Origin of the sequence: Burkholderia sola, from assembly GCF_905400185.1 — a bacterium.
Lineage (GTDB): Bacteria > Pseudomonadota > Gammaproteobacteria > Burkholderiales > Burkholderiaceae > Burkholderia > Burkholderia sola.
The window spans coordinates 423504-448395 of record NZ_FR989675.1; the positions used below are offsets into that span (position 1 = coordinate 423504).

The 24892-nt window shown below is 67.7% G+C and carries 20 protein-coding genes; 13 read left to right on the forward strand and 7 right to left on the reverse strand.

What is annotated here, in order from left to right:
* Positions 1-69 precede the first annotated feature (69 nt).
* From KR541_RS02005 to tssA, 6 genes are all read left to right on the forward strand, one after another.
* The gene (locus KR541_RS02005) at positions 70-573 is read left to right on the forward strand and encodes an Hcp family type VI secretion system effector (protein WP_006477093.1); all 504 of its coding nucleotides are present in this window, start codon (positions 70-72) and stop codon (positions 571-573) included.
* 62 nt (positions 574-635) lie between these two features.
* Entirely contained in the window at positions 636-1121 is a 486-nt protein-coding gene (gene tssE / locus KR541_RS02010; RefSeq protein WP_050013102.1) for a type VI secretion system baseplate subunit TssE, read from the forward strand.
* Between the two features lie 75 nt (positions 1122-1196).
* Positions 1197-3032 carry a type VI secretion system baseplate subunit TssF gene (gene tssF, locus KR541_RS02015; RefSeq protein WP_050013101.1) on the forward strand — a complete coding sequence of 612 codons (1836 nt, stop codon included), beginning with the start codon at positions 1197-1199 and terminating at the stop codon, positions 3030-3032.
* Entirely contained in the window at positions 2996-4096 is a 1101-nt protein-coding gene (gene tssG, locus KR541_RS02020) for a type VI secretion system baseplate subunit TssG (RefSeq protein WP_050013100.1), read from the forward strand. The genes tssF and tssG overlap by 37 nt, the downstream gene beginning before the upstream one ends.
* Before the next feature lie 38 nt (positions 4097-4134).
* On the forward strand, positions 4135-6804 hold the full coding sequence (gene tssH / locus KR541_RS02025; RefSeq protein WP_216089327.1) for a type VI secretion system ATPase TssH: 2670 nt from the start codon (positions 4135-4137) through the stop codon (positions 6802-6804).
* Between the two features lie 43 nt (positions 6805-6847).
* Positions 6848-7969: a type VI secretion system protein TssA gene (tssA, locus tag KR541_RS02030; protein WP_050013098.1), complete on the forward strand. Its 1122-nt coding sequence runs from the start codon at positions 6848-6850 to the stop codon at positions 7967-7969.
* Positions 7970-8059: 90 nt separating this feature from the next.
* On the opposite strand, the gene KR541_RS02035 is transcribed toward tssA, so the two are convergent.
* From KR541_RS02035 to KR541_RS02050, 4 genes are all read right to left on the reverse strand, one after another.
* Entirely contained in the window at positions 8060-9013 is a 954-nt protein-coding gene (locus tag KR541_RS02035) for an OmpA family protein (RefSeq protein WP_050013097.1), read from the reverse strand.
* Positions 9014-9017: 4 nt separating this feature from the next.
* Complete coding sequence (gene tagF / locus KR541_RS02040) at positions 9018-10007, reverse strand: type VI secretion system-associated protein TagF (protein WP_050013096.1); 990 nt, start codon at positions 10005-10007, stop codon at positions 9018-9020.
* Positions 10004-13948: a type VI secretion system membrane subunit TssM gene (tssM, locus tag KR541_RS02045; protein ID WP_050013095.1), complete on the reverse strand. Its 3945-nt coding sequence runs from the start codon at positions 13946-13948 to the stop codon at positions 10004-10006. Before tssM ends, tagF begins: the two co-directional genes overlap by 4 nt.
* 301 nt (positions 13949-14249) lie before the next feature.
* The gene (locus KR541_RS02050; RefSeq protein ID WP_050013094.1) at positions 14250-15095 is read right to left on the reverse strand and encodes a M15 family metallopeptidase; all 846 of its coding nucleotides are present in this window, start codon (positions 15093-15095) and stop codon (positions 14250-14252) included.
* Between the two features lie 121 nt (positions 15096-15216).
* Here KR541_RS02050 and KR541_RS02055 point away from each other — a divergent pair, with 121 nt between their 5' ends.
* Entirely contained in the window at positions 15217-16188 is a 972-nt protein-coding gene (locus tag KR541_RS02055; RefSeq protein WP_050013093.1) for a cell envelope integrity TolA family protein, read from the forward strand.
* A 212-nt stretch (positions 16189-16400) separates the two neighbouring features.
* Positions 16401-17429 carry a transporter gene (locus tag KR541_RS02060; RefSeq protein ID WP_050013092.1) on the forward strand — a complete coding sequence of 343 codons (1029 nt, stop codon included), beginning with the start codon at positions 16401-16403 and terminating at the stop codon, positions 17427-17429.
* Between the two features lie 19 nt (positions 17430-17448).
* On the opposite strand, the gene KR541_RS02065 is transcribed toward KR541_RS02060, so the two are convergent.
* Complete coding sequence (locus KR541_RS02065; protein ID WP_080334215.1) at positions 17449-17601, reverse strand: DUF1427 family protein; 153 nt, start codon at positions 17599-17601, stop codon at positions 17449-17451.
* Between the two features lie 23 nt (positions 17602-17624).
* Positions 17625-18602 (reverse strand): quinone oxidoreductase family protein, encoded by a 978-nt coding sequence (locus KR541_RS02070; RefSeq protein WP_050013091.1) that lies wholly within the window; start codon positions 18600-18602, stop codon positions 17625-17627.
* 161 nt (positions 18603-18763) lie between these two features.
* On the opposite strand from KR541_RS02070, the gene KR541_RS02075 reads away from it, so the two are divergent.
* A complete protein-coding gene (locus KR541_RS02075; protein WP_050013090.1) occupies positions 18764-19684 on the forward strand; it encodes a LysR family transcriptional regulator in 921 nt (306 codons plus the stop codon).
* 122 nt (positions 19685-19806) lie between these two features.
* Here the strand turns inward: KR541_RS02075 and KR541_RS02080 are convergent, their stop codons facing one another.
* Complete coding sequence (locus KR541_RS02080) at positions 19807-21975, reverse strand: M1 family metallopeptidase (protein WP_204383638.1); 2169 nt, start codon at positions 21973-21975, stop codon at positions 19807-19809.
* A 17-nt stretch (positions 21976-21992) separates the two neighbouring features.
* Here KR541_RS02080 and KR541_RS02085 point away from each other — a divergent pair, with 17 nt between their 5' ends.
* The 4 genes from KR541_RS02085 (at position 21993) to KR541_RS02100 (ending at position 24885) form a co-directional block, all read left to right on the forward strand.
* Entirely contained in the window at positions 21993-22202 is a 210-nt protein-coding gene (locus KR541_RS02085; protein ID WP_160300508.1) for a hypothetical protein, read from the forward strand.
* Between the two features lie 433 nt (positions 22203-22635).
* Positions 22636-23130 carry an LEA/WHy family protein gene (locus KR541_RS02090; RefSeq protein WP_050013088.1) on the forward strand — a complete coding sequence of 165 codons (495 nt, stop codon included), beginning with the start codon at positions 22636-22638 and terminating at the stop codon, positions 23128-23130.
* Positions 23131-23284: 154 nt separating this feature from the next.
* Positions 23285-23617, forward strand: coding sequence for a YegP family protein (locus KR541_RS02095; RefSeq protein ID WP_050013087.1), 333 nt, complete (start codon positions 23285-23287; stop codon positions 23615-23617).
* Between the two features lie 134 nt (positions 23618-23751).
* Complete coding sequence (locus KR541_RS02100) at positions 23752-24885, forward strand: methyltransferase (protein ID WP_050013086.1); 1134 nt, start codon at positions 23752-23754, stop codon at positions 24883-24885.
* Positions 24886-24892: the final 7 nt, after the last annotated feature.

Genomic DNA, 24892 nt, shown 5'->3' on the forward strand with positions numbered 1-24892 from the left:
CGAGTAGATCGCCCGGGCGGGCCGCCTGGGTAGGACGTTAAAACCACCTCTTTGGGGAGTCGAAGGGCCATGTTACATATGCACTTGCAGTTTGGTAGTCCCGCGGTGAAGGGCGAATCCGCGGACAAGGACCACCAGGGCTGGATCGAACTGAAATCGTGGGATCACTCGATCGTTCAGCCGCGTTCGGCAACCGCATCGACCGCTGGCGGTCACACGATGACGCGTTGCGAGCACGGCGACATGATCTTCACGAAGGAAATCGATTCGTCGAGCCCGCTGCTGTACCAGCACGCTTCGGGCGGTACCACGTTCGACGAAGTGACGGTCCATTTCTCGCGCGCGGACGGTGAAGGCAAGCGCGTGCAGTATCTGGAAGTCAAGCTCAAGTACGTGATCATCTCGAGCATCGCCCCGAGCGTTCGCGAGGAAGGTCTGCCCCTCGAGACGTTCTCGCTGAAGTACGCAGCCGTGCAGTGGAAGCAAACCCAGCAGAAGATCGGCGGCAACCAGGGCGGCAACACGCAAGGCGCCTGGAGCCTGACGAAGAACGACAAGACCTACGCGGTCTAAGGTCGGTTGCGGCAACGGGGCGCTTCGCGTCCCGTTGCCGTTTTCGCTGTCCACCCCGGCCGATGAAACGATTCGAACCCAGTTTTCTCGACAAGCTGTTCGACGACGAACCGCACCTGCCGGCCTCGGCAGCGATGCGGCAATTGTCGCTGGAAGAGCTGAAGAACACGGTCGCCCGCGACGTCGAGGCGATCCTCAACACCCGTATCGCCCACACCGAGAACGAGCTGGCCGCGTTGCCGGAATGCCAGAAATCGGTGCTGACCTACGGGCTGAACGATTTCGCGGGGCTGAGCCTCGCGAGCCACTACGATCGCGCATTCATCTGCAAGTCGATCCAGCAGGCGATCGCGCGCCATGAGCCGCGCCTGCAGCAGGTGCAGGTGACGTTCGAGCTGAACGAGCAGGCCACCAACGCGCTCTACTTCGCGATCCAGGCGCTGCTCGTCGTACACCCGGCCGAGGAGCCGGTGAGTTTCGACGCGATGCTGCAACCGTCGACGCTGCAATACTCGGTCACGCGCGCACGCGCGGCGCGAATGCAGTAAATCAAGCCGCCGAGCGGGCCGGACCGCCCGGTGGTCAATCAGGTCCGGCAGAAATATTGAGGTTCGGGGTCGTCGATGGAAGAATTGCTGCCGTATTACGAACGCGAATTATCGTTTTTGCGGCGCTATTCGCGCGATTTCGCCGAACGCTATCCGAAGATCGCCGCGCGTCTCGCGGTGTCGGGCGAGCACTGCGAGGATCCGCACGTCGAGCGGATGATCGAGTCGTTCGCGCTGCTCGGCGCGCGCATCAACAAGAAGCTCGACGACGACTACCCGGAATTCACCGAAGCGCTGCTGGAAGTGCTGTATCCGCACTACCTGCGGCCCTTCCCGTCGTGCTCGATCGCGCAGTTCACGCCGGCTTCGCCCGGCCAGCAGACCGAGCCGGTCGTGATCGATCGCGGCACCGAGCTCAAGAGCCGCCCGATCCGCGGCGTGCAATGCCGGTTCCGCACCGCCTACGACGTGACGCTCGCGCCGATTCGCATCTCGGAGGCGCGCTATACGCCGGTCGCGCTCGCGCCGAGCGCGACGGTGCTGCCGTCGAACGCGACGGGCGTGATCTCGATCACGTTCGAATCGCTCGCCGCGCAGCTCGATCTCGGCGCGCTGAAGCTGTCGACGCTGCGCGCGCATCTGCACGGCGAGCAGTCGTTCGTCGCCGCGCTGACCGACTGCCTGTTCGTCAACGTGCTCGGCGCGTATGTCGAGCCGGAACGCAACGGCCGCTGGACCGCGCTGCGCAAGCTGCCGATCGCGCAGGCCGGCTTCGACGAGGACGACGCGCTGATCGACTATCCGGCGAAATCGCATCCCGCGTACCGGCTGCTCACCGAATACTTCGCGTTTCCCGACAAGTTCGATTTCGTCGACTTCGACCTCGCGGCGATCGCACGTGCATCGGGCCGCTGCCAGCGCGCGACGCTGCATCTCGTGCTGCAAGACGTGCGCAGCGATTCGCACGTCGCGCGCCTGCTGGAGTTGCTGACCGCAAGCCATTTCCGGCTGTTCTGCACGCCGATCGTCAACCTGTTCCGCCAGCACGGCGAGCCGATCCGCATCACGCACCGCGCGGTGTCGTATCCGGTGATCGCCGAGGCGCGGCGCGCATTCGCGTACGAGGTGTACTCGATCGATTCGGTGAAGCTCGTCCGGCAGCAGGCGCACGAGGAATCGGTGATCGAGTTCCGCCCGTTCTATTCGCTGCATCACGGCGAATCGGCGCGGATCGGCCATTACTGGTTCGCGCGTCGCAACGACTGGGTCGCGCAGAAGAGCCCCGGTTACGAAACCGAGATCTCGATCGTCGACATCGACTTCGAGCCGACGTCGCCGCAAACCGACACGCTGAGCCTCGACCTCACCTGCACGAACCGCGACCTGCCGGCGATGCTGGCGTTCGGCCTCGAAGGCGGCGACCTGTTCCAGGAAGGCGGCGCGCAGACGAGCGGCATCTCGATGCTGCGCCGCCCGACGCAGAGCGTGCGCTTCGAGCGCGGCCGCGCCGCTCACTGGCGGCTCGTGTCGCACCTCGCGCTCAATCACGTGTCGCTCGTCGCGCACGGCCTCGCGCCGCTGAAGGAAATGCTGACGCTGTACGACCTGCGACGCACGGCCGTGTCGATGCGCCAGATCGACGGCCTGGCCGGCGTCGAGCAGCGCGGCGCCGTGCAGTGGCTGCCCGGCAAGCCGTTCGCGACCTTCGTGCGCGGCATCGAGATCCGGCTGACGATCGACGAGGAACACTTCGTCGGCGCGAGCCTCGCGTCGTTCGTGCGCGTGCTCGACAGCTTCTTCGGGCTGTACGTCCACCTCAACAGTTTCGTTCAATTGGTCGTCGTGTCGAAGCGCACCGGCGAGGAGATCATCCGATGCAAGCCCCGAACCGGCGAATCGATCCTGGCGTAGTCGACGCGCTGCTCGACGAGCCGCATCGCTTCGAGTTCTTCCAGGCGGTGCGCGTGCTCGAAGGGCTGTTCGCGCGGCAGGCGTCGGATGCGCCCGGCGCGTGGCGGCAGGGCGACGTGGTCGCGCAGCGCATCGCATTCCGCAACACGCTGTCGCTCGGCTTCCCGCCGAGCGAGATCGAAGGCGCGCGCTCGTTCGACGGCGACGGCGCGCCGCTGAACTCGGACGAGCAGCGCGGCGCCGCGCTGGCCGCCGGCGAGCTCGGTCGCGTCGAGCTGACGCCCGCGTTCTTCGGGCTGCTCGGCGGGCAGGGCGCGCTGCCGCTGCACTACACCGAACAGATCGTCGCGCGCGAGCACCTGCGGCGCGACCACGCGGCGCGCGCGTTCTTCGACGTGTTCTCGAACCGCGCGACCGCGCTGTTCTATGCGGCGTGGAAGAAATACCGACTGCCGTTCCATTACGAACTCGACCGCGACGAGCGCTACCTGCCGCTGTTGCTCGCGATCGCGGGCGTGCCGAGCGACGAGGTGCGCGACAGTCTCGCGGCCGGCCCGGGCGGCGTGCTCGACGAAGCCGTGGCCGGCTACGCGCTCGCCGCGCGGCACCGGCCGATGTCGGCCGCCTACCTGCAACGCACGCTGTCCGATTACTTCCGCGTGCCGGTGAATATCGACCAGTTCGTCGGCAAGTGGTACGACGTGCCGCCCGACCAGCTGAGCGTGCTCGGCGAAGTCAACGCGGTGCTCGGTGCGACGGCGCTCGTCGGCGAGCGCGTGTGGCAGCGCGACATGCGCGCGCGGATCGTCGTCGGCCCGCTGTCCAAGCGCGACTACGAGGCGTTCCTGCCCGGCGGCGCGCACGCCGTCGCGCTCGAACGGATGCTGACGCTGCTCGCCGGCGTCACGCTCGAGTACGAGGTGAAGCTCGTGCTCAAGCGCACGGAAGTCGGCGCGAGCGTGCTCGGCGCGGGTTCGCGGCTCGGGTGGGACGCGTTCCTGTGCACGCGCGACGCGCTCGAGGACCGCTCGGACGCCCGCTACGAACTGCACGTGATTCACTGACCTAACAACAACACGCAATCGAACCTGAGATCGACGCCATGAGCACGCCTCTGAAGACCCTGATCACGAAACTGAACCCGCTGTGCCGCCACGCGACCGAGCGGGCGGCGAGCGCGTGCCTGGCGCGCGGCCATTACGAGGTCGATCTGGAACACCTGTTCCTCGCGTTGCTCGACGAAGCGACGGGCGACCTGCCGCTCGCCTTGCGCGCGAGCCGCGTCGATCCGCATGCGCTGCATGCCGATCTCGAACGCGAGCTCACGCGCCTGAAGACGGGCAACACGCGCACGCCGGTGTTCTCCGTGCACCTGATCGCGCTGTTCGAGCAGGCGTGGCTGATCGCGTCGCTCGATTCGCAGCTCGGCCGCATCCGGTCGGGGCATCTGCTGCTCGCGCTGCTGACCGCGCCGGATCTCGCGCAGTTCGCGCAGCGGATGTCGTCGCGGTTCGCGGAAATGAACGTGACGGACCTGAAGCACAAGTTCGACGAAATCATGGCCGGCTCGAGCGAAGCCGAGCCGCACCAGGCGGACGACGAGGGCAGCGACGCCGCGCCGGCCGCCGACGGCTTTGCACCCGCGGCCAGCCCGTCGAAGACGCCCGCGCTCGACACGTACACGACCAACCTCACGCAGCGCGCGCGCGACGGCAAGATCGACCCGGTGATCGGCCGCGAAGCCGAGATCCGCCAGGCGATCGACATTCTGATGCGCCGCCGCCAGAACAACCCGATCATGACCGGCGAGGCCGGCGTCGGCAAAACGGCGGTCGTCGAAGGGCTCGCGCTGCGGATCGCGGCCGACGACGTGCCGCCGCCGTTGCGCGGCGTCGCGTTGCACGTGCTCGACATGGGGCTGCTGCAGGCCGGCGCGAGCGTGAAGGGCGAGTTCGAGAACCGGCTGAAGAGCGTGATCGACGAGGTGAAGAAGAGTGCGCACCCGATCATCCTGTTCATCGACGAGGCGCACACGATCATCGGCGCGGGCGGCCAGGCCGGCCAGAACGACGCCGCGAACCTGCTGAAGCCGGCGCTCGCGCGCGGCGAGTTGCGCACGATCGCCGCGACGACGTGGAGCGAATACAAGAAGTACTTCGAGAAGGATGCGGCGCTCGCGCGGCGCTTTCAGGTCGTGAAGGTCGAGGAGCCGAGCGAGCCGCTGGCCGCCGCGATGCTGCGCGGGATGTCGGGCCTGATGGAGAAGCACTTCAACGTGCGGATTCTCGACGATGCGATCACCGAGGCCGTGCGCCTGTCGCACCGCTACATCAGCGGCCGCCAGCTGCCGGACAAGGCGATCAGCGTGCTCGACACCGCGTGCGCGAAGGTCGCGCTCGCGCACAGCGCGACGCCGGCCGCGATCGACGATACGAAGAAGCGCATCGAGCGCATCGATGCGGAAATCGCGTCGCTGGAGCGCGAGGCGGCGGGCGGCGCGGCGCACGACGAGCGGCTCGGCGAGCTGCGCGGCGCGCGCGAAACGGCGCTCGAACACCTGGCGAAGGATGAAGCACGCTATGAGGCCGAGCGCGTGATCGTCGCCGAGATCACCGAACTGCGCGACGCGCTCGACAAGGCGCGCGGACCATCGGAAGACGGCGAACCCGTCGATGTGCCGGCCACGCGCGAGAAGCTGACCGAACGCGTCGCGGCGCTGCATGCGCTGCAAGGCGGCGAGCCGATGGTGCCGCTGCAGGTCGACGGCCACGTCGTCGCCGAGATCGTCGCCGCGTGGACGGGCATTCCGCTCGGCCGGATGGTGAAGGATGAAATCGACACCGTGCTGAACCTGCAGTCGTTGCTGACCGCGCGCGTGATCGGCCAGGACCATGCGCTGGAGGCGATCGCGCAGCGCGTGCGCACCGCGACCGCGAACCTCGAGGATCCGAACAAGCCGCGCGGCGTGTTCATGTTCGTCGGGCCGTCGGGCGTCGGCAAGACCGAGACGGCGCTGGCGCTGGCCGACATCCTGTACGGCGGCGAGCGCAAGATGGTCACGATCAACATGAGCGAGTACCAGGAAGCGCACAGCGTGTCGGGCCTGAAGGGCTCGCCGCCGGGCTACGTCGGTTACGGCGAGGGCGGCGTGCTGACCGAGGCCGTGCGCCGCAACCCGTATTCCGTCGTGCTGCTCGACGAGGTCGAGAAGGCGCACCCGGACGTGCTCGAGATGTTCTTCCAGGTGTTCGACAAGGGCACGATGGACGATGCGGAAGGGCGCGAGATCGACTTCCGCAACACGCTGATCATCCTGACGTCGAACGTCGGCTCGGCCGCGGTGATGCAGGCCTGCCTGAACAAGCCGGCCGAGGAATTGCCCGATCCGGACGCGCTCGCCGAGACGCTGCGTCCGCAGCTGTACAAGACCTTCAAGCCGGCGTTCCTTGGCCGGATGAAGGTCGTGCCGTACTACCCGATTTCCGACGACGTGCTGGCCGAGATCATCGAGCTGAAGCTCGAACGCATCCGCCGCCGGATCGAGGCGAACCACAAGGCCGCGTTCGAATGGGACGAATCGCTCGTCGACGCGGTGCTCGCGCGCTGCACCGAGGTCGATTCGGGCGCCCGCAACGTCGACCACATCCTGAACGGCACGCTGCTGCCGGAGATCGCGGGCCACGTGCTCGGCCGGATCGCCGACGGCGCGGCCATCGCGCGCATCGCGGTGCGTGCGGACGAGGCCGGCGAATTCGCGTACACCGTCGAATGAGCCCCACGCGCGACATCTGATGCATCAACGGATTCACTGAACCATGCCGATCAATCTCCCCGAGCTGCTGACGCCGATCAGCGACGCGTCGCCCAGCGGCGACGACCTGCTGTTTTCGAACGAATTCGACGCGATCCAGGACGCGCGGCGCTACGACGACCCGACGCTCGACCAGGGCGAATGGGTGACCGAGATCAAGGAGGCCGACTGGGGCTTCGTCGTCGATCATGCGGGCGAGCTGCTGCGCACGCGCACGAAGGACCTGCGGCTCGCCGTATGGCTGACCGAGGCACTCGCGCTCGAGGACGGCATCACGGGCCTCACCGAAGGCTATGCGCTGCTCGAGGGTCTGTGCCGCGACTTCTGGGACACCTTCCACCCGCTGCCCGAGGACGACGACATCGAGCACCGGCTCGGCAACGTCGCATGGTTGTCCGGCCGCACGGCCGAGCTGCTGCGCGCGGTGCCGCTGACGGACGGCGCATCGAATGCGTTCAGCACGCTCGACTGGGAAGTCGCGCAGCACGTCGCGCAATCGATCAAGCGCGACCCCGAACACGCGGACGACATCGCGCGCGGCAAGCCGTCGATCGAGCAGATCGATGCGTCGCGGCGCGTGACGTCGATCGCGTTCTACACGGCGCTGCTGGCGAACCTGAAGGCGTTCGAATTCGCGCTCGATGCGTTCGAGGAGCGGCTCGTCGAGCGAGCGGGCGATTCGGCGCCGAGCTTCCGGCAGGCGCGCGACGCGTTCGAGACCGTGTACCGGCTCGCCGAGCGCTTTGCGCGCGAACAGGGCTATACGGGCAGCGCGCCGCACACGCAGGCGGCGCCGCAGGCCCAGTCAGAACGCATCGAGCCGGTGTTCGGCCAGCCGATCCAGACCGAGGAGACTCACGTGCAGCAGCAGACCGCTTCGCGTCCTCCGGTGACGCAGATGATCGCCGGCATCCAGAACCGTGCGCAGGCCGTCGACCAGTTGCGTGCGGTGGCGCGCTATTTCCGTCAGACCGAGCCGCACAGCCCGGTCGCGTATCTCGCCGACAAGGCGGCCGAATGGGCCGACATGCCGCTGCACAAGTGGCTCGAGAGCGTCGTGAAGGACGACGGCTCGCTGTCGCATATTCGCGAGTTGCTGGGGGTGAGGCCCGACGAGCAGGCGTGAACGCACGACGGGCGGCGCATCGCTGCCACCGCCCGTCGTGTGCCGCGCCGCGCCGCTTCGCCGTTGAGCCAGCGGTCGGCCGAATCCCCGTTACTGCCCCACCCGGAACTCGATCCGCCGATTCCTCGCCCTGCCATCCGCCGTATCGTTCGGCGCGATCGGCTGATCCGGCCCGACCCCCGTCGTCGTCATCTGCTGCGGCGGAATGCTCTTCGTGATCAGATAACCCTTCACCGCATCCGCGCGCGCCTGGCTCAGCGCGATGTTCGACGTCCGGTTCCCCGAATTGTCGGTGTGGCCGATGATGTCGACCGTGCGGTTCTGCATCTTCGCGAGCGCGGCCGCCATCTGGTCGAGGATCAGCTTGCCTTGCGGCGTCAGCGTCGCGCTGCCGGTCTCGAACTCGATCGTCCGGTTCGCGAGCGTCTGGTCGAGCACGCCCTGTTCGGACGCCGACACGCGCAGCCCGTTCTTGATCGTGTACGTCGGGTTCAGCGTGTTCGCCATGTCGCTCGCGAGCTGCTGGCGCTGCGCCTCGTTGTGCACCTCGCCCTTCATCTCGATCTGCGTGCCATTGATTTTCAACTGGCCCTTGCTGATCTGCTTGAGCTGCGCGCCGAGCAGCTTCTGCACGTTCGCGCTCCAGTTCGGCGGCGTCGCGACGTCGCCCACCTCGACCTGGTCGACGACGTTCGTCGCGCCGTAGGTGTCGCGCAGCTTCTGCAACACGGCGGCCTTGGTCGCTTCGTCGGGCACCTTGCCGCCGACAACCACCTGGCCGGGCGTTGCATTCGCGGGCGGCGGCGCGATCGTGCCGGCGGTGGTGCCGTGCACCACCGTGCCCGACGCGCCGCCGGCGTTCGGGTTCGCCTGCGGCAGCGCGGTCGTCGCGACCGTGCCGTTGCCGACCGGCGTGACGGTCGCGCCCGTGTTCTGCGCGAAGGCCGCGCCGCTCGCGACGAGGCCGGCCGCGAACAGCGCGGCGAGGGCGGGCGAGACGGCGGACGACAGGCGCGCGCGCCGGACCTGAATCGTGCGATGCATGCCGTCAGCCTCCGATGAACGCTTCGCGGAACGCGTCGATGGCGACACGCAGCGAGAGTTGCGGTTGGTCGAGGTAGCTGACGAGCTTGCTGATCTGGTGATCGTTTTGCGCATGGGCGTCGATCCACTCGGGATCGTCGATGTCGATGTTGTGGGCGGCGTAGGTCTGCGGGTCGACGACGCTCAGCAGCGTCTTCGCCGACGCGCCGTTGAAGCCGATGATGAGCCGTTCGCGTTCGGCGATCGTGCCGATGAAGATCGCCAGCTCGAAGTCGGCCTGCGCGACGAACGGCGCGATCAGCTCGAGCCAGAACGCGGCGACGAGGCTGCGGTAGAACGGATCGACCGGCAGCGGCAGCGTGAGGCCGCGTTCGATGTGCGACGAGCCGCTCTGCATCACCGGCCGCAGCAGCGAGCCGAGCGCGAGCATCGCGCCGCGCAGCCGCACCGGATGACCGCTTTCGAGCAGCATCTCCTGCAGGCCGTGCAGCGACTGGTGTTCGACGAAATCGTTGAAGGTGCCGTCATGCGACGTGCCGGGGCCGCCGACGTCGATCGGCACCTGCGTGTCGCCGAGCGCCTGCAGCGCGCCGGGCGGCTCGTCCTTGCCGAGCAGCGGCGGGATCTGCGCGGCGACGCGCGACCACAGCCGCGCGAACGCGAGCGGGCTGCGCGCGAGGAACGCCAGCGGCCGGTCGACCTCCAGCGCGGTGGCGCCGAGGAACGGGAAGCGGCGCATCGACACGTCGTGGCTCGCGACCATGTGGCCCGCGATCGCGAGCTTGCTGCGCGAACCGAGGAACGCGAAATGCATCGGCTTCGCGTCCTCGTAGACGATCTTCCAGCGCGGATCTTCCGCGAGCAGCTCGAGCGCCTGCGCGATCCAGCGATCGAGCGTCTGCAGCAGCTGCGGATTGTGCGCGCTCTTCACGAAGTCGCCGCGCGACGGAATCTTGCCGAAGTAGGCGATTTGCGCCTGTACGGTTTGCGTCATTGCGCCCTCTGTGCATTCGTTGCGTTGGCGGCCGCGACGGCCGGCGCGGCACCCGGCGTGCCGGTGCCGGCTTGCGTCGCGTTCTGCGCGGCGCCTGCGCTCGCGTCGGCGACCGACGACGGCAGCTGCAGGCCGCGCAGGCTTTGCTGCTGCGGCTGGTCGCCGCCACCGGCCGACGGTTGCGACGTACTGATGATGCGCATCGTCACCGACACGTTCACGCTGCCCTGTGCCCACGTCAGGTCGAAGGTGCCGTCCGGACGGCGCTTGCGCTGCGCCGAGTTGATCAGCTTCTCGAGACCGTAGCGGCCCGGCTCGTTGACGAGCTGCACCGTGCGGCCGTCAAAGGTCGTCGCGGACAGCGTCGCGCCCGGCGCGCCCTGCGGGTTCGGCCACACGAAGTTGGTCCACTGCGGCGGCGTGTTGCGGTAGCGCAGTTGCTGGCCGTCGATCGCGATCGTGTATTCCGTCGTGCCCGTGCTCGGTTGCGGCAGGATCTGGAACACGGTCTGCGGCTCGGACGACGCGGCCGCGCTGCCGGCGGCGCCGCCCGCGAGCGGCGCGACCCAGCGTGCGAAGCCGTTCGTGAAGTCCGGCGTGAGCCCGATGCCCATGTCGCCCCACGTGCGGGCGGCGAGCGTGTCGCCGCGGCGCACCGCGAGCGGCCCGAGCGTCGTGCCGACGAACTTCGCGATCGAGCCGTCCGGGCCGAACACCTGCGCGATCTCGCCGGCGCCGGCCTCGACCTTCGCGTTCGCCGCGAACGGGTACTTGGTCGCGAGCGAGCTCTGGAACGGCTGGTAGACCTGCGCGTTCCACACCTTGTTGACTTCGGCGCTGGCCGGCTGGATCACGACCGCGAACGCCTGCATCAGCGGCCGCACCAGCAGCGGGCGCAGCGACTTGCGTTGCGAATCGGTCAGGCCCGTCAGCATCTGCTCGTCGACGAGCTTCAGCGAATCGGCGAGTTCTGAACCGCTGCCGTCGAGCGTCTGCTGCATCAGCTGGCGCGCGCCCGGCCCCGGGTCGCCCTGGTTCTTGATCACGTTGAAGCGGGTGCGGACCTTCGACAGCGACTCCATGTAGCCCTTCAGCATCGACGTGCCGTCATGCGTCGCGACGATCCGCGCGAGGCCGACGAACTCCTGGCCGATCGGACCCATCGGCACCTCGGCCGGATTGCCGTTGATGTCGATGTTGGCTGCCGCCATCTGGCCGGCCTGCGAGCGCGTGAACAGTTGCTTGACCCAGTTCACGACGCCCGTCTGCGCCTTCTTGATCGTCACGTTCGCGAGCGACGGGTTGTCCCACGACGTCTGGTCGTACGCGGTCTCGAGGATCTTGCGGATCGGCGAATCCTGCGGGTCGCCGAGGCGGTTCATCCCGTCGACGGCCTGGCCGAAGCTGGTGAAGCCCTGGACCGCGATGCCCTGCATGAATTTCTGCCAGTGCTGCGCGTACTCGGTCTTGTACATGCCGACGAGCGTCTTCTGGATCTGCTCGGGGCTGCCCTCGAGCGTCAGGTCGTCCTGCGTCGACGTGTTGAGCACCCAGTCCTTCGCCTGCAGTTCCTTGGTCGCCGCATCGCGGATCGCCGGCTGCACGTAGTCGAACCACGCTTCACGCGTGAACGTGCCCGGAATCGCGTAGCTGCCTGCCACGAGCCCCTGGTTGCCGTCGCCGACGATGCGCGCGATGGTCATCGGCGCGAAGCGGGTCGACGCACGGGCCTTGATTTCCTCGTACACGCGCTGGCGGGCCGGCATGCCGCGCACGACGCGGCGCAGATTCTCGCGGGTCTGGTCGACGAGCGCGAGGTTCGCGTCGATCATCGGCCAGTCGTTGTCGTTCACGCGCGACAGGTAGAACGAGATCATGCGCTCGGCGCTCCGGATCATCTCGTCGCGCGGCATGTTGCCGCGATTCGTCTCGAGCCAGCCGCGCCAGAAGCGGGCGAGCTGGTCGGTCAGGTGCGCCTGCTCGACGTGACGCTTGTCGGACAGCATCAGGTAGGTCTTCAGCGCGTTGTACGCGTCCTGCACGTTGGTCGGCGACGCGTCGCTGTAGAGGCCGCCCTGCGGCGCGGCGGGCTGCTGCGGGGCGGCGGCCGGCGCGGCGCCCGACGCGGCCAGCACGGCGCCGGCCTGCGGCGCGGCGCCTGCCGCGTTCGTCGACACCGGCATCGTGCCGCCCTGCACGGCGCCCGATTCCGGCGGGCGCGTCATCGGCACGAGCTGCTCGGGGTGCGCGTTCACGTCCTTCATGAACGACGCGAGGTTCTGCGACACGGGAGCCAGCAGGATCTGGCGCACGCCGTTGTAGTACTCGGTCAGCAGGTGCTGCTCGAGACGGTCGCCCTGGTACAGGCCGAGCGACACCGACAGCGGCTTGTCACGGCGGAACTGTTCGAGCTGCTCGATCCGGTCTTCCAGGATGTCCATCGCCTGCAGGCGCGACTGCAGGTCGTTGCGGCCCTGCTGCAGGCGCGTGACGTTGTCGAGGTCGGCCTGCACGTTCGACACGAGCTGCTGGTTGCCGATCGTCGACCAGGTCCAGCCGCCGAGCGCGAGCGCGAGTGCCGCGACGAAGCCGAAGAAGGTCGCGTAGCGCAGCCGCGTCTTGGTCGGGCTCGCGAACTGGCGCACCGTCTGGCGGTCGGCGAAGATCACCTTCGAGAACAGGTCGCGCAGGAAGAAGCCGTTCTTCGAGAACGCGCTGTGCGGTTTCGGCAGCGCGCTGCCGTCGAGGCCGAAGCGGTGCGCGATGCGCTGCGCGGCCGCGCTGTTGGTTTCGCCTTCCTGCAGCGCGCTGGTGAAGTAGAAGCCGCGGAAGATCGGCTTGTACTGGAACGGGTTGTTCTCGAACAGCGTCGCGAGGAATGCGCGCAGCGACGGCTTGATCGTCGAGAATTCGAGCGGGAAGCTCAGCTGGCCCGGCGACAGCTGGTTGCCGCGCGACAGCGACAGCTGCGCGACGCTGATTTCCTTCAGCCCTTCGTAGAGTTCCTCGAAGTGCGTGTCGAACTGCGCGACGACGTCGCGCTTGTCGTCGGGCTCGTAGGGCAGCGTCGCGCCCCACACGCGGTCGTACTCGTGCTTGTCGCTGCTGCTGAAGAATTCGGTGAAGCCGGTGATCAGGTCGGCCTTCGTGAACATCACGTAGACCGGCGCGAACACTTCGAGCTTTTCCGTCAACTCCTGAACGCGCTGACGAAGGTTTTTCGCGAGGTTGATCGCGAATTCCGGGCGGTTGCCGGTGAGTTCGGCGATGCTGGCCGTGACGATGATGCCGTTGATCGGCGCCTTCGGACGGTAGCGCTTGAGCAGCCCGAGGAAGCCGAGCCACTCGCTGCGGTCTTCCTCGTGCACCGAATAGCGGCCGGCCGTGTCGAGCAGGATCCCCTCGGTCGTGAAGAACCAGTCGCAGTTGCGGGTGCCGCCGATGCCGTGGATCACGGCGCTGTTCTTGTCCGCGAACGGGAATTGCAGGCCGGAATTGAGCACGGCGCTGCTCTTGCCCGCGGCCGGGTTGCCGATCACGATGTACCACGGCAGTTCGTACAGCGCGGAGCCGCCCGACACCTGGCCGATCTTCGACGTCTTGATCGTCTTCACCGCGTCCGACAGGCGCGTGCGCAGCACGTCGAGGTCGGCCGTCTTCGCGTCCGGCGCGAGCGCGGCGGCGGCCGGTGCGGCGATCTTGCCGGTTTCCGCCTGCTCTTCCAGCACCTGGCCGAGCTGCTGGTTCGCGCGCTTCACGCGCCAGCGGCGCCACAGCGCGACGACGAGCCACAGCGCGAGGACCGCCGCGAACGCGATCGCCGCCCACAGGAGCGGCAGCTGCAACATGTCGGCGACGATGAACAGGATGGCCGCTAGCGCGACGATCCCGACGATCGAGAGCGTACGCGGATGAGTCAGCACGTTGAGGATGCGTTGCATAGGACGTTCAGGTTCCGGTGCGATTCGATGAGGCGACGCAGGCGCGCCGAGCGGCAAGGGTGGCGCCGCGATGTGTCGCCATGCTGTCAAACGGGATGAAGGAGGCTGGCATCAATGCGCTCGCGGCATCGGAGCAGGCGCGCGCATTAACGAAAGGACGCTGTGAGATTTAAAACGGAAGCGGCGGCCGGAAAAAATCGCGCACCGGAATGCCCGATTGTTTGCGCCGCCCAAATCGTTTCCTGCCGGGTGATTAAAAAGCCCCATGCCGCCCTCATTATTTCTTGTCCGGCAGCGCTGACTAGCTGCCGCGTCCCAGTTTAAAACCGGGTTTATGGTATTCCACGTGCCCGAGATCCATCATTTTCCATCGGCCGCCCCAGGTCAGGCCGACTTGCTCGGCGACCTGGCCGTACAACTGGTAGCCGCGCATCGCCCACGGATCTTTCTCGGAAATGACCAGCTTGCCGTCGCGCAGGAACGCGTTGTCGGCCGCCAGCCCGAACTGGTGATAACTCTGGAAGGCCGCCGCATTGGTCACGTTCGTGCCCATCTGCGCAAGCCGGTTCTGTCGTTCCGGGCTCCGGTAGCCTTCCAGCAGCGCCATTTCATAACCATGTTGTTCGTGCATGATCTTGTAGACCAGCAGCAAACGCGTCCGGAAATCCGGGTCCAGCAGGTTCCAGTCGCGGCTTGCGTCCTTCAGCGCCGGGCGGACCTGTTCGACTTCCTTCGTGGCAAAGACTTCCGGCGGCAACGGCGGCGGCGGCACGAGTTGTTCGCCCTGCAACAGCGCGGCGATCTTCTCGTCGGGCACGCGCGCGGTGTCGTCGTACTGAAATAATTGCCGACCGCGTAACGCAATGGCCACCAATGGCGGCGTCGCAAGAATACCTGCCGACACCATAATCATCAAGCGCCGCCGAACCAGTAAATTTTGCACGTCACTAAATGCACCGCGCGTCACGCTTGCCGATTTAACAATCTGACTCCGCGCGCGGGCGGCGCGAGCGTTCGCACGGCGCGTGAGACGGCCGTGAAACTGGGCCACGGATTCGAAAACGGTCGCGCGGATACCCGGTAAAAGCAACAGTGCCGCGATGGCGACGGCAAGGGCGAAATAGGCGACGAGTGCGACGGCAATCAACGAAATCCCCGGAAATTGGAATTGATTGTGTTTTGCAATGCTTGCTCTTAGAATCAGGCTGCTTCGAGAGGCCGGGCTATATTATCGCGGTGAATTAAACCAGGATTCAATGAGACGCTGAATGAGTGCGCCGGAAAATTCAAATTCGAAAACTCCGCCCAGCCTGCTGTCCGATACTAAACCGGCAGGCGAGGGAGGACCTCGGCAGTCGCGCATTCTCGCGGATCTGGAAGGGCGTGTCACGCCGCCCGCCGAGCCGCCGCGCCGTTCGCTGAAGGCGCCGATCGCCGCCGTCGTGGCGTTGGTCGTGGCCGTCGGCGGCTGGGGCGCGTGGCGCATGCAGCAGTCGCCGGGCGAGCAGCCTGCCGCGATCGCGGCCGCGCCGGCACCGGCGGCGGCTGCGCCGGCCAAGGCCGCACCGGCCAGCGGCGGCGCCGCGCAGGTCGCGCAGAATGGCGCATCCGCTGCACCGGCCGCGCAACCGGCCACGATCGTCAACGACGATTCGGCGTCCCAGACCGTTGCATCCGCATCCGCTTCCGCCGCGGACAACAGCCGCCTGTCGCGTGCGCTCGCCAACGGCACCGACGAGGGTTCGGGCGCGGCGGCCACGGCCGGCGTCGCCGCAACGGCGGCTGCCGCGGCAGCGGCGACGACCAAGACGGCGAAGGCCGACGCGTCGAAGAGCACGAAGGCCGCGGCTCACGGCAAGACCGATGCGAAGGCCGACACGAAGGCCGAAGCCCGCAAGCATCGCAAGGAACAGCAGGCCGAGCTCGCGCAGGCGAAGAAGCGCCGCGAAGCGGCGCCGACCCGAACCGCGAAGGCGGGCGCGAAGGACGATCCGGATGCCGATCTGCTCGCCGCGCTCGTCGCGCGCACGAAGCCGGCCGACAAGAAACTCGCCGCCCAGAAGGCGCAGGCCGTGCCGACCAAGACGGCCGCGACCGGCGGCTCGCTGGGGACGCGCGTGAAGGAGTGTTCGGAGCGCGGTTTCTTCGAGGATCAGCTGTGCCGCTGGCGCGTGTGCGACGGCCACTGGGGCAAGGATCCCGCGTGCCCGAGCGCCGCGCAGTCGGAGACGCGGCAGTAACGCGCGTCGCGCACGCCACGATGCTTCCCTGTCAGCGCCGCCCATCGGGCGGCGCGTTGATTTCGGAGGCGCGGAGAAGCTGCCGGTATGATGCCGCGTGACGCTGTCACGAACGCGTCACGCCCGTCGGGCATACGTTTCCTTTCTTTTCCCGGCGCGGGTCCGCGACCCGCGATGTGCGGCGCGCCGCGCGCCGCACCCCCTTCGACACGATGGACCTGATCGTACAGACTTACGGCGCCGATACGTCCGGCATGGTGTGCGGATTCCGCTTCGTTCCGGGCGGCGCCGGCGCGCTGCTCGATGCCGACGCGGCCGCCGCGTGGCTGCGCACGTGCCGCGAGCACGGCGCGGCCGCATCGGGCGATTTCGTCTGGCTGCATTTCAATCTCGCGCACGGCGCGAGCGAGCGCTGGATGCGCACGCATCTCGGGCTGCCCGACAGCTTCTTCGAATTCCTGCACGAAGGCTCGCGCTCGACGCGCATCGAGCAGGAGGACGGCGCGTTGCGCGCGATCGTCAACGACGTGATGTTCAATCTCGAGCTCACGCCGTCGGAGATCGCGACGCTGTTCGTCCACGTCGAGCGGCGCATCATGGTGACCGCGCGGCTCAAGCCGCTGCGCTCGGTCGACACGCTGCGCGCGTCCGTGCGCGACGGCGAGCTGTTCCGCTCGCCCGCGGAGCTGCTCGTGCATCTGCTGCGCGATCAGGCCGACCTGCTGATCCAGATCATGCGGCGCACGAGCATCGACGTCGACCGCATCGAGGATCGCTTCCTGTCGCAGCGGCTCACGTCGAGCCGCAGCGAGCTCGGCGCGATGCGCCGCACGCTGACGCGCCTGCAGCGCATGCTCGCGCCGGAGCCCGGCTCGGTCTTCCGGCTGCTCGCGAAGCCGCCCGCGTGGCTGCACACGGAAGACGTGCAGGAGCTGCGCGAGTCGACCGAGGAATTCTCGCTGGTGCTCGCCGATCTGGCGGGGCTCAACGAGCGGATCAAGCTGCTGCAGGAAGAGATCGGTTCGCGCCTCGACGAGCAGAACAACCGGACGCTGTTCACGCTGACGCTCGTCACCGTGATCGCGCTGCCGATCAACATCGTCGCGGGCTTCTTCGGGATGAACGTCGGCGGCGTGCCGTTCTCGGAGAACAAGCACGGCTTCTGGCTGATGGTGCTGCTCGTTGCCGGCTTCACCGCGCTGGCCGCGTGGTGGGCGTTCCGACGCCGCGACGATCGCTAGCGCGGCATCGGGCGTCGCATCAACGCAGCAGCGCGATCGCGCGTTCGCCGATCACCATCCCGAGCAGGCCGACGAGCGCAACGAGCGGCGGGGCCGGCGAGCGCACGTGCAGCAGCGCGTACAACACGCCGACACCGATGCCCACCGCGAGCGAAGTCACGTAATCCATCATGGCGGTCTCCTGTAGGTCCGGCGTCAGGGCTTGAGGATGACGCGCTCGCGCGCGCCGGCCAGCACCGCGCGATACGCGTCGTGCGCACGCTCGAGCGGGTACACGTGGTCGTCGCCGATCGGGAACGGGCGCAGCGTGCCGTTGCCGAAGCCGGGCGCGAGCGTGTCGAGGATCTGCGCGACCGCGGCCGCGCCGAGCTGCAGCGAATCGATGCCCACGAACGTGTGCTGGCCGCGATAGAACGAAAAGATGTCGAACGGCACGCTGCGCTCGATCGTCGAGATGAAGATCTGCCGCGCGCCGATCGCCATCGACGCGTTCGCCGCGTCGAAATACGGGCTGCCGACCGTGTTGTAGACGACGTCCGCGCCGTGGCCGCCGGTCAACTCGCGCACCGCGTCGGCCACCGTGCGGCTCGACGCGTCGATCATGTGGACGTCGCCCGACGCGTGACCGCGATAGTCGCCGGGCCCGCGCTCGACGCCGATCACGGTCGCGCCGCGCGCGGTGGAGAGCTGGATCGCGGCCTGACCGACCTTGCCGTTCGCGCCGAACACGAGCACGACGTCGTCGGCCGTCGGCATCCCGGCGCGACGGAGGCCTTCGTACGCGGTGACGAACGGCACGCCGACGCCGGCCGCCTCGTCGAGCGTCAGCACGCCCGGCTTGCGACGCACGTGCGCGGCGTCCAGCACGAGCCATTCCGCATGCGAACCGTCGCGCCCGACGCCGAGATCGCCGCCCGAGCCCCACACCGGCGCGCCGATCCAGTCGTCGGGGCCGCTGCGCACGATCCCGGCCCAGTCGCGCCCTGGTGTGCGCGGCCACACCGCATGCGGCATGCGGCCGAGCGCGGCCTTCACGTCGCTCGGATTCACGCCGGCCGCGCGCACCTCGATCAGCACCTGGCCGTCGGCCGGTACGGGCGGGGCGATGTCCCGGACCCGCGCGTCGAGCGACTCGATGTCGGCGGCGGGGGTGTCGAAGCGGATGCTGCGCATGATGATCTCCGTGAAGATGGCGGCTGCCCGGCCCGGCGGGCCGGCGCGTGCGGCGGATGAAACCGGTGAATGCAGTCTAGTGGGCCCGGTTTGACACGGAAACGTGCAAAGGTGGATGATTGTTTTGCGTTATCCGCATAGCCAAATCAGCAGGCCCCCGCATGGACGACTTCCTTTCCCCGCACCTCGCGCTGTTCGTCGACGTGGTCGATCAGCAGAGCTTCTCGGCGGCCGCGCGCCGGCTCGGCGTCGCCGCGTCGTCGGTCACGCGGCGCATCGACCGGCTCGAGACGCAGCTCGGCATCCGGCTCCTGCATCGCACCACGCACGCGCTGCGGCCGACCGAGGCCGGGCAGCTTCTATATGGGCGCGCGGCCCGCATGCTGGCCGAACTGCGCGGACTACAGGAAGACCTGCACAGCCAGCACGACGAACCGGGCGGCCTGCTGCGCATCGACTGTCCGGCGCCGTTCGGCCGGCGGCACCTGATGGCTGCGCTGGCCGCGTTCATGCAGCGTCATCCGGCGCTGCAGGTCGATCTCGTGCTGACCGACAGCATGGTCGACCTGCAGGGCGCACGGCTGGGCTCCGACGTCGATCTCGCGGTGCGCATCGGCCCGCTCGAGGACACGCGTTTCGTCGCGACGGTGCTGGCGCCGCAGCGGCGCGTGCTGTGCGCGAGCGCGGCCTACCTCGCCCGGCGCGGCGAGCCCGCCTCGCCCGACGCGCTCGCCGGCCACGACTGTCTCGCGTGGCATGGCGCACCGCCGCCCGGCGCATGGCGCTTCGGCGAGCGCCGTCACGTGCCGGCGCAGCCGCGGTTTCGCAGCAATCATTCGGAAGCGTTGCTCGAGGCGGCGATCGACGGGCTCGGTCTCGCGCACCTGCCGACCTGGCTCGTGGCGGACGCGCTGCGCGACGGACGGTTGCGCGCGCTGCTGCCGCAGTACGCGGCGGCGCCCGAGCCGGCGACGATTCACGTGCTGCGTCAGCAGCCGCGCGGCAGTGCGCGCACGTCGCGGCTCGTCGCGTTCCTCGCCACGTGGTTCGCGCAGCCGGCGTGGGATGCCGCATGGGCGTGACGGTCGGCGAACGCCGTGCCGCATGAAAAAAGGGCCTCGCATGCGAGGCCCGTCAACAGGTCGGAGAAACCGGTACGCCGGCCGGCGCCGCGGGTCGCGCGGCGCCGGCCGGATCTGCACCGTTACTGCGTTACTACCTTGCGCGGCTTGAAGAGGCCCTGGTATTGCCGTGCCGGGCGTTCCTTCGTCACCGGCTCGATGCCGCCGAAGGTCGGCGTCTGGCGCAGCTTCATCGCGGCCGGCGAAGCGACCGAGCCGATCGACGTCGAGCGCGAAGCCGGCGCGAGGTTGTTCGCGACGAGCAGCGCCGCTTCGCTCTTCAGGTTTGCCAGCAGCACCGGATCGGTCGAGCCGTTCACCTGCGTGAGCAGCCCGCTCCACGCCGCGTCGCTGTAGTTCACGACGTAGTAGTCGAGACCGCTCGGGTCGGCGACCACGCCCGTGCAGCCGTCGATCCGCGTCTGCGCCTGCGTGTCCTTCAGCGCGAGCGTCGTGCGTTTCGCGAGACCCTGGCCGTACGCGAGCGTGATCGGCACCGTCCATTGCAGGCCCGGATACGCGTTCTTGTTCGGGAACGGCTGCTGTTTCAGCGTGACGATCGTCTGGTTCTTCGTCATGTCGCACTGCGTGTCGAGCGAGATCAGCGGCACGCCGGTCTGACGCACGTAGCTGTCGCCGATCGGGCCGACCGACTGGCCGCTTTCCTTCGACAGCGCGTCCCACAGACGCTTCGGCGTCCCGTTGCCGAACGAGTAGTCGACCAGGTACTGCTGGAGACCCTTGCGCAGCGTCTGCTCACCGAGATAGTTCTCGAGCGTCTTCAGCACGTGGCCGCCCTTGTCGTACGTGAACGCGCTCGCGCTCAGCACGAAGTCGTTCGACGCCCAGTCGTTGAAGTTCGGCGCGACCGGGAACGCGTTCGGGCCGATGTCACGATTGATCACGCGATACTTGTTCTTCACCTGGTCGAGCCAGCTGAACTCGTCGGGGAAGAACTGGATCGTCGTCTTCGTCTCGAAGAACGTCGCGAACGATTCGTTGAGCCACACGTTGTCCCACCAGTCGGTCGTCACGAGATCGCCGAACCACTGGTGCGCCACTTCGTGCGTCAGCACTTCGTTGCCGTAGCGCGACATCGGCTGGCCCGGCTGCGGCAGGATGTCGTCGGCGAATTCGAGGATCGAGCCCCAGTTCTCCATTCCGCCGAAATTCAGGTCCTTCTGCTCCTTGAACGCGTCGTTCGCGGCCACCGTGTCGAACTTCGTCAGCGGCAGCGGGATGCCCGTGTAGCGGTAGTAGTAGTCGAGCGCCTGCTTGGTGCGGTCCATCGCCGGCTTCGCCCAGTCGCTCATGCCCGGCGGCGTGAACACGCGCAGGTGCAGGCCGCCCTTGCCGCCCGGCAGCGGGCTCGTGAAGTCGTCCTCGTAGGTGTCGAACAGGCCGCCGCCGAAGAACAGCAGGTACGACGGCATCGGCGGGGTCTTCTCGAACTGCACGAGCTTGTAGCCGCCGCCGACGTTGGTCGACGGCTTCTCGGCCGCGTTCGACACGACGCGCCAGTTCTGCGGCACTTCGGCCGTCACTTCATAGGTCGGGCGGAACGCCGGCTCGTCCCAGCCCGGGAACCACTGGCGCGACAGGTTGGTTTCGCCCTGCGTCAGGATCGCGCCGCTCGTCTTGCCATCGGTGCCCTTCAGGTCGACGCGGAACACGCCTTCCGCGGCCGAGCAGCCCGGGTACGGATCGTCGCCGCAGCTGCCGCCCGTCTGGTTGACCGGATCGTCATACGACTTGAAGTTGATGATGCCCGACCACTCCATGTGCAGCGAATAGTTGCCCGGTGCGATCGTGCCGGCAGTGGGGCGCAGCTGATAGAAGTCGCCCTTGTCCTGCGGCGTCGCGATCAGCTGGATGTTGCCCGGCTGCAGCGTGATGCGGCCGTTGGTGAACTTGATCCGGTGGCCGGCGATCACGATGTTGTTGACGGGCTTCAGCACCTTGATCTCGACGTCGGCGCGGCCGTCGAACGCGTTCAACGCGTCGTTCGGGCGGAACCACAGCCGGTAGTTCACAGGCACCACGGTGTCCGGCAATTCGACAGGCGAGACGCTCTTGTCGACGTTGGATGCGCTCGGCGGCGCGGTGACGGCGGGCGACGAGCCCGTATGCGGCGCGCCGGCGGAGCTGAGCGCGGAAGCGGAGCCCGCACCGCCGTCGTCGCCGCCGCACCCGCCGAGCGCGAGTGCGGCGACGAGCGGCAGATAACGCATCTTGCGAATATGAATCGACATGACTGAAACCTCGATTGTTGAATGAATCGTTCAGTGCTGCGAAAACACCGGCAAAAGCGATCCCCTCGCCGTTTAATCAACAGCGAAAAAATGCCAATGACGGATTATTCGAAAAAGACGGCGGCCGACTACGTGAAGGTAATCATGGTTTACTGCCCCCTCTGAATTTCCGGATGTCGTTTAACTGGCCGGTTCAAAATGGCCGGGCGCGTGTTGTACTGAATTGATTTCGCGCGCACGACACGGGGCCGCGCGCCCGGCGCGGGCGCGCAATCCCTTTGAACCGACGACCTACGGGGCTGGCCGGGCCAGGCCGCAGGACGGATGGACAGCGTGTCGCCGTCCCGTAAATTCGCCGTCATGCGGCTTCAAGGTTTGTCGGCTTGCTCCAAGGATGCGTAAATATACTTGATGGTTTTGGGTAAAGGAAACGAAAAATTTAGAAAGAGCATCTATTGAATTCCGGGCGCTTCATTGAATGCTGGAAGTCATTAATGCGCTTTCCGTTTAGCCGGAAATTTCGTAGTTTTAATCTATTAACGATCTTGCGTTGCCGCGGAAACTACGAAATCCGGTGACGGGCGGCACGGCCGGTACAGGCTCGGTCGGTACAATGCAGCGACGCGCCCCGTTCACCGCTTGCCGCGAGGAGACCTTCCCATGCCACGCACCCAGTCCCGTCTCGCGCCGCTGCGCGCCGTGCTGCTGCTGTTCGTCGTCGGGTTCCTGCTGGGCGGTTGCGCGGGGCTCATGCGCGAGCCGGTGCGCGTGTCGGTCGCCGGGCTCGACCCGCTCGTCGGGCAGGGTCTCGAGATGCGCTTCAGCCTGAAGTTGCGCGTGCAGAATCCGACCGATGCGCCGATCGACTACGACGGCATCTCGGTCTCGCTCGACCTGAACGGCACGCCGTTCGCGAGCGGCGTCAGCGACCGGGCGGGCACCGTGCCGCGGTTCGGCGAGGCCGTGCTCGACGTGCCGGTTTCGGTGTCGGCGTTCGCGGCTGCGCGGCAGGCGTGGAACCTGCCCGGCGCGGCCGCGAACGGCGAACTGCCGTATGCGCTGCGCGGCCGCCTCGCGGGCAGCGGGCTGGGCACCGTACACTTCAGCGACGCGGGCACGCTGCGCCTGCCGACCCTGCCGGGGTGGGGCGGATAGATCGTTCGGCTGACTTCAACGGCGGCCAAATGTGTCGGAAAATTCACCATTTGACAGTCTTTGACGCTTATCTTCGCGAGATGTCGACTTTAGTCGATGGGCCCCCTTACACTTGTCGATGTCCGAGGGTCGGACATTCTTTTAGGGGAATTCCATGGCGGCAAAATTCGAGCTCAAGAAGGCCACGAACGGTCAGTACTACTTCCACCTGAAGTCGGCGAACGGCGAGATCATCCTCGCGAGCGAGCGGTACGAGGAGAAAAGCGGCGCGAGAAACGGGATCGCGTCCGTGCGGGAAAACGCGCCGCTCGACGAGCGCTACGAGCGCAAGCTCGCCCACAACGGTGAGCCCATGTTCAACCTGAAGGCAGCGAACCACCAGGTCATCGGCACGAGCGAAACGTACAGCAGCGCGCAGGCACGCGACAACGGCATCGCGGCCGTCAAGCGCGATGCGCCCACTGCGGAAGCCTACGATCTCGGCTGATTGACGGTGGCGCCGCGCGGATGCCTTCGGGCGGCCGTCGCGGCGCCCGTTTTGCCGGGTCGGGCAAAGCGCGGTATGGTGTGGTCCGCGCGGTGAATTCTCGCCGCCGTTGAAGCCAACCGTACCGAGTTCGCGTGACCGATTTCCCCCTTTTCCACTGGACCGACACCGACGGCGTCGATCATGCCGTGCGCTGGCGTTCCGAAGCCGGCGTGCAACCGCCGAAGCGCGCGGTGCCCGCCGACGACCGCCTCACGGCCGATGCGGCCTACCGTCTCGCTTGCGAGGGCGCCGCGCTCGTCTGGCAGGGCGACTTCCAGAATGCGCGCCAGCTCCTGCAGGCGATGGCGCGCCGTGTCGAACGCAAACCGAAGAAGGCGAAAGCCGCGGCCGGCGTCGATGCGTTCAACCTGCATCGTCTCGCGCAATCGCAGCGCGCCCGCACGCTCGGCATGCTGCTGATCCCGCTGGACGCCGATTACACGATCCCGCTGCGCCGCGCGCCCGACGTGCGGGCGGCCTGCGAGGAGGCGTACGGCCCCGGCGGTGTGCCGTCGGTCGTGTCGCTGCGCGAACTGCTCGGCCTCGTCGGCGCGCACGAGTGGCGCAAGAAGGGCGTGCCGATCCCGGCGCTCGGCGGCGCGCCGATCCATCCGCACTACGGCGTGTTCTCGCCGGTGCGCGGCGAATACGTCGAGCTCGTCGCGCGCGCGCCGCTGCCGGCGACGTCGCTCGCGTTCGATATCGGCACGGGCACCGGCGTGCTGGCGGCGGTGCTCGTGTCGCGCGGCGTCGAGCGCGTCGTCGCGACCGACCAGGATCCGCGCGCGCTCGCCTGCGCGCGCGAGAACGTCGCGCGGCTCGGCCATGCGGGCCAGGTCGAGATCGTCGAGGCCGACCTGTTTCCTACCGGCCGTGCGCCGCTCGTGGTCTGCAACCCGCCATGGGTGCCGGCCCGGCCGAGCGCGCCGATCGAATACGCGGTCTACGACCCGGACAGCCGCATGCTGCGCGGTTTCCTCGCGGGGCTGGCCGCGCATCTGGAGCCGGGCGGCGAGGGCTGGTTGATCCTGTCCGATTTCGCCGAGCATCTCGGGCTGCGGCCGCGCGACACCTTGCTGCAATGGATCGACGAAGCCGGTCTCGTCGTGCTCGGCCGCGACGACATCCGCCCCGCGCATCCGAAGTCGACAGACGCCGACGATCCGCTGCATGCGGCGCGTCGCGCCGAGGTCACGTCGCTGTGGCGGCTGGGCGCCCGGGCCTGACCGCGTA

Coding starts and splice junctions, on each gene's coding strand:
- KR541_RS02005 (WP_006477093.1), top strand. CDS start 70: ATGTTACATATGCACTTGCAGTTTGGTAGTCCCGCGGTGAAGGGCGAA.
- tssE (WP_050013102.1), top strand. CDS start 636: ATGAAACGATTCGAACCCAGTTTTCTCGACAAGCTGTTCGACGACGAA.
- tssF (WP_050013101.1), top strand. CDS start 1,197: ATGGAAGAATTGCTGCCGTATTACGAACGCGAATTATCGTTTTTGCGG.
- tssG (WP_050013100.1), top strand. CDS start 2,996: ATGCAAGCCCCGAACCGGCGAATCGATCCTGGCGTAGTCGACGCGCTG.
- tssH (WP_216089327.1), top strand. CDS start 4,135: ATGAGCACGCCTCTGAAGACCCTGATCACGAAACTGAACCCGCTGTGC.
- tssA (WP_050013098.1), top strand. CDS start 6,848: ATGCCGATCAATCTCCCCGAGCTGCTGACGCCGATCAGCGACGCGTCG.
- KR541_RS02035 (WP_050013097.1), bottom strand. CDS start 9,013: ATGCATCGCACGATTCAGGTCCGGCGCGCGCGCCTGTCGTCCGCCGTC.
- tagF (WP_050013096.1), bottom strand. CDS start 10,007: ATGACGCAAACCGTACAGGCGCAAATCGCCTACTTCGGCAAGATTCCG.
- tssM (WP_050013095.1), bottom strand. CDS start 13,948: ATGCAACGCATCCTCAACGTGCTGACTCATCCGCGTACGCTCTCGATC.
- KR541_RS02055 (WP_050013093.1), top strand. CDS start 15,217: ATGAGTGCGCCGGAAAATTCAAATTCGAAAACTCCGCCCAGCCTGCTG.
- KR541_RS02060 (WP_050013092.1), top strand. CDS start 16,401: ATGGACCTGATCGTACAGACTTACGGCGCCGATACGTCCGGCATGGTG.
- KR541_RS02065 (WP_080334215.1), bottom strand. CDS start 17,601: ATGATGGATTACGTGACTTCGCTCGCGGTGGGCATCGGTGTCGGCGTG.
- KR541_RS02070 (WP_050013091.1), bottom strand. CDS start 18,602: ATGCGCAGCATCCGCTTCGACACCCCCGCCGCCGACATCGAGTCGCTC.
- KR541_RS02075 (WP_050013090.1), top strand. CDS start 18,764: ATGGACGACTTCCTTTCCCCGCACCTCGCGCTGTTCGTCGACGTGGTC.
- KR541_RS02080 (WP_204383638.1), bottom strand. CDS start 21,975: ATGTCGATTCATATTCGCAAGATGCGTTATCTGCCGCTCGTCGCCGCA.
- KR541_RS02090 (WP_050013088.1), top strand. CDS start 22,636: ATGCCACGCACCCAGTCCCGTCTCGCGCCGCTGCGCGCCGTGCTGCTG.
- KR541_RS02095 (WP_050013087.1), top strand. CDS start 23,285: ATGGCGGCAAAATTCGAGCTCAAGAAGGCCACGAACGGTCAGTACTAC.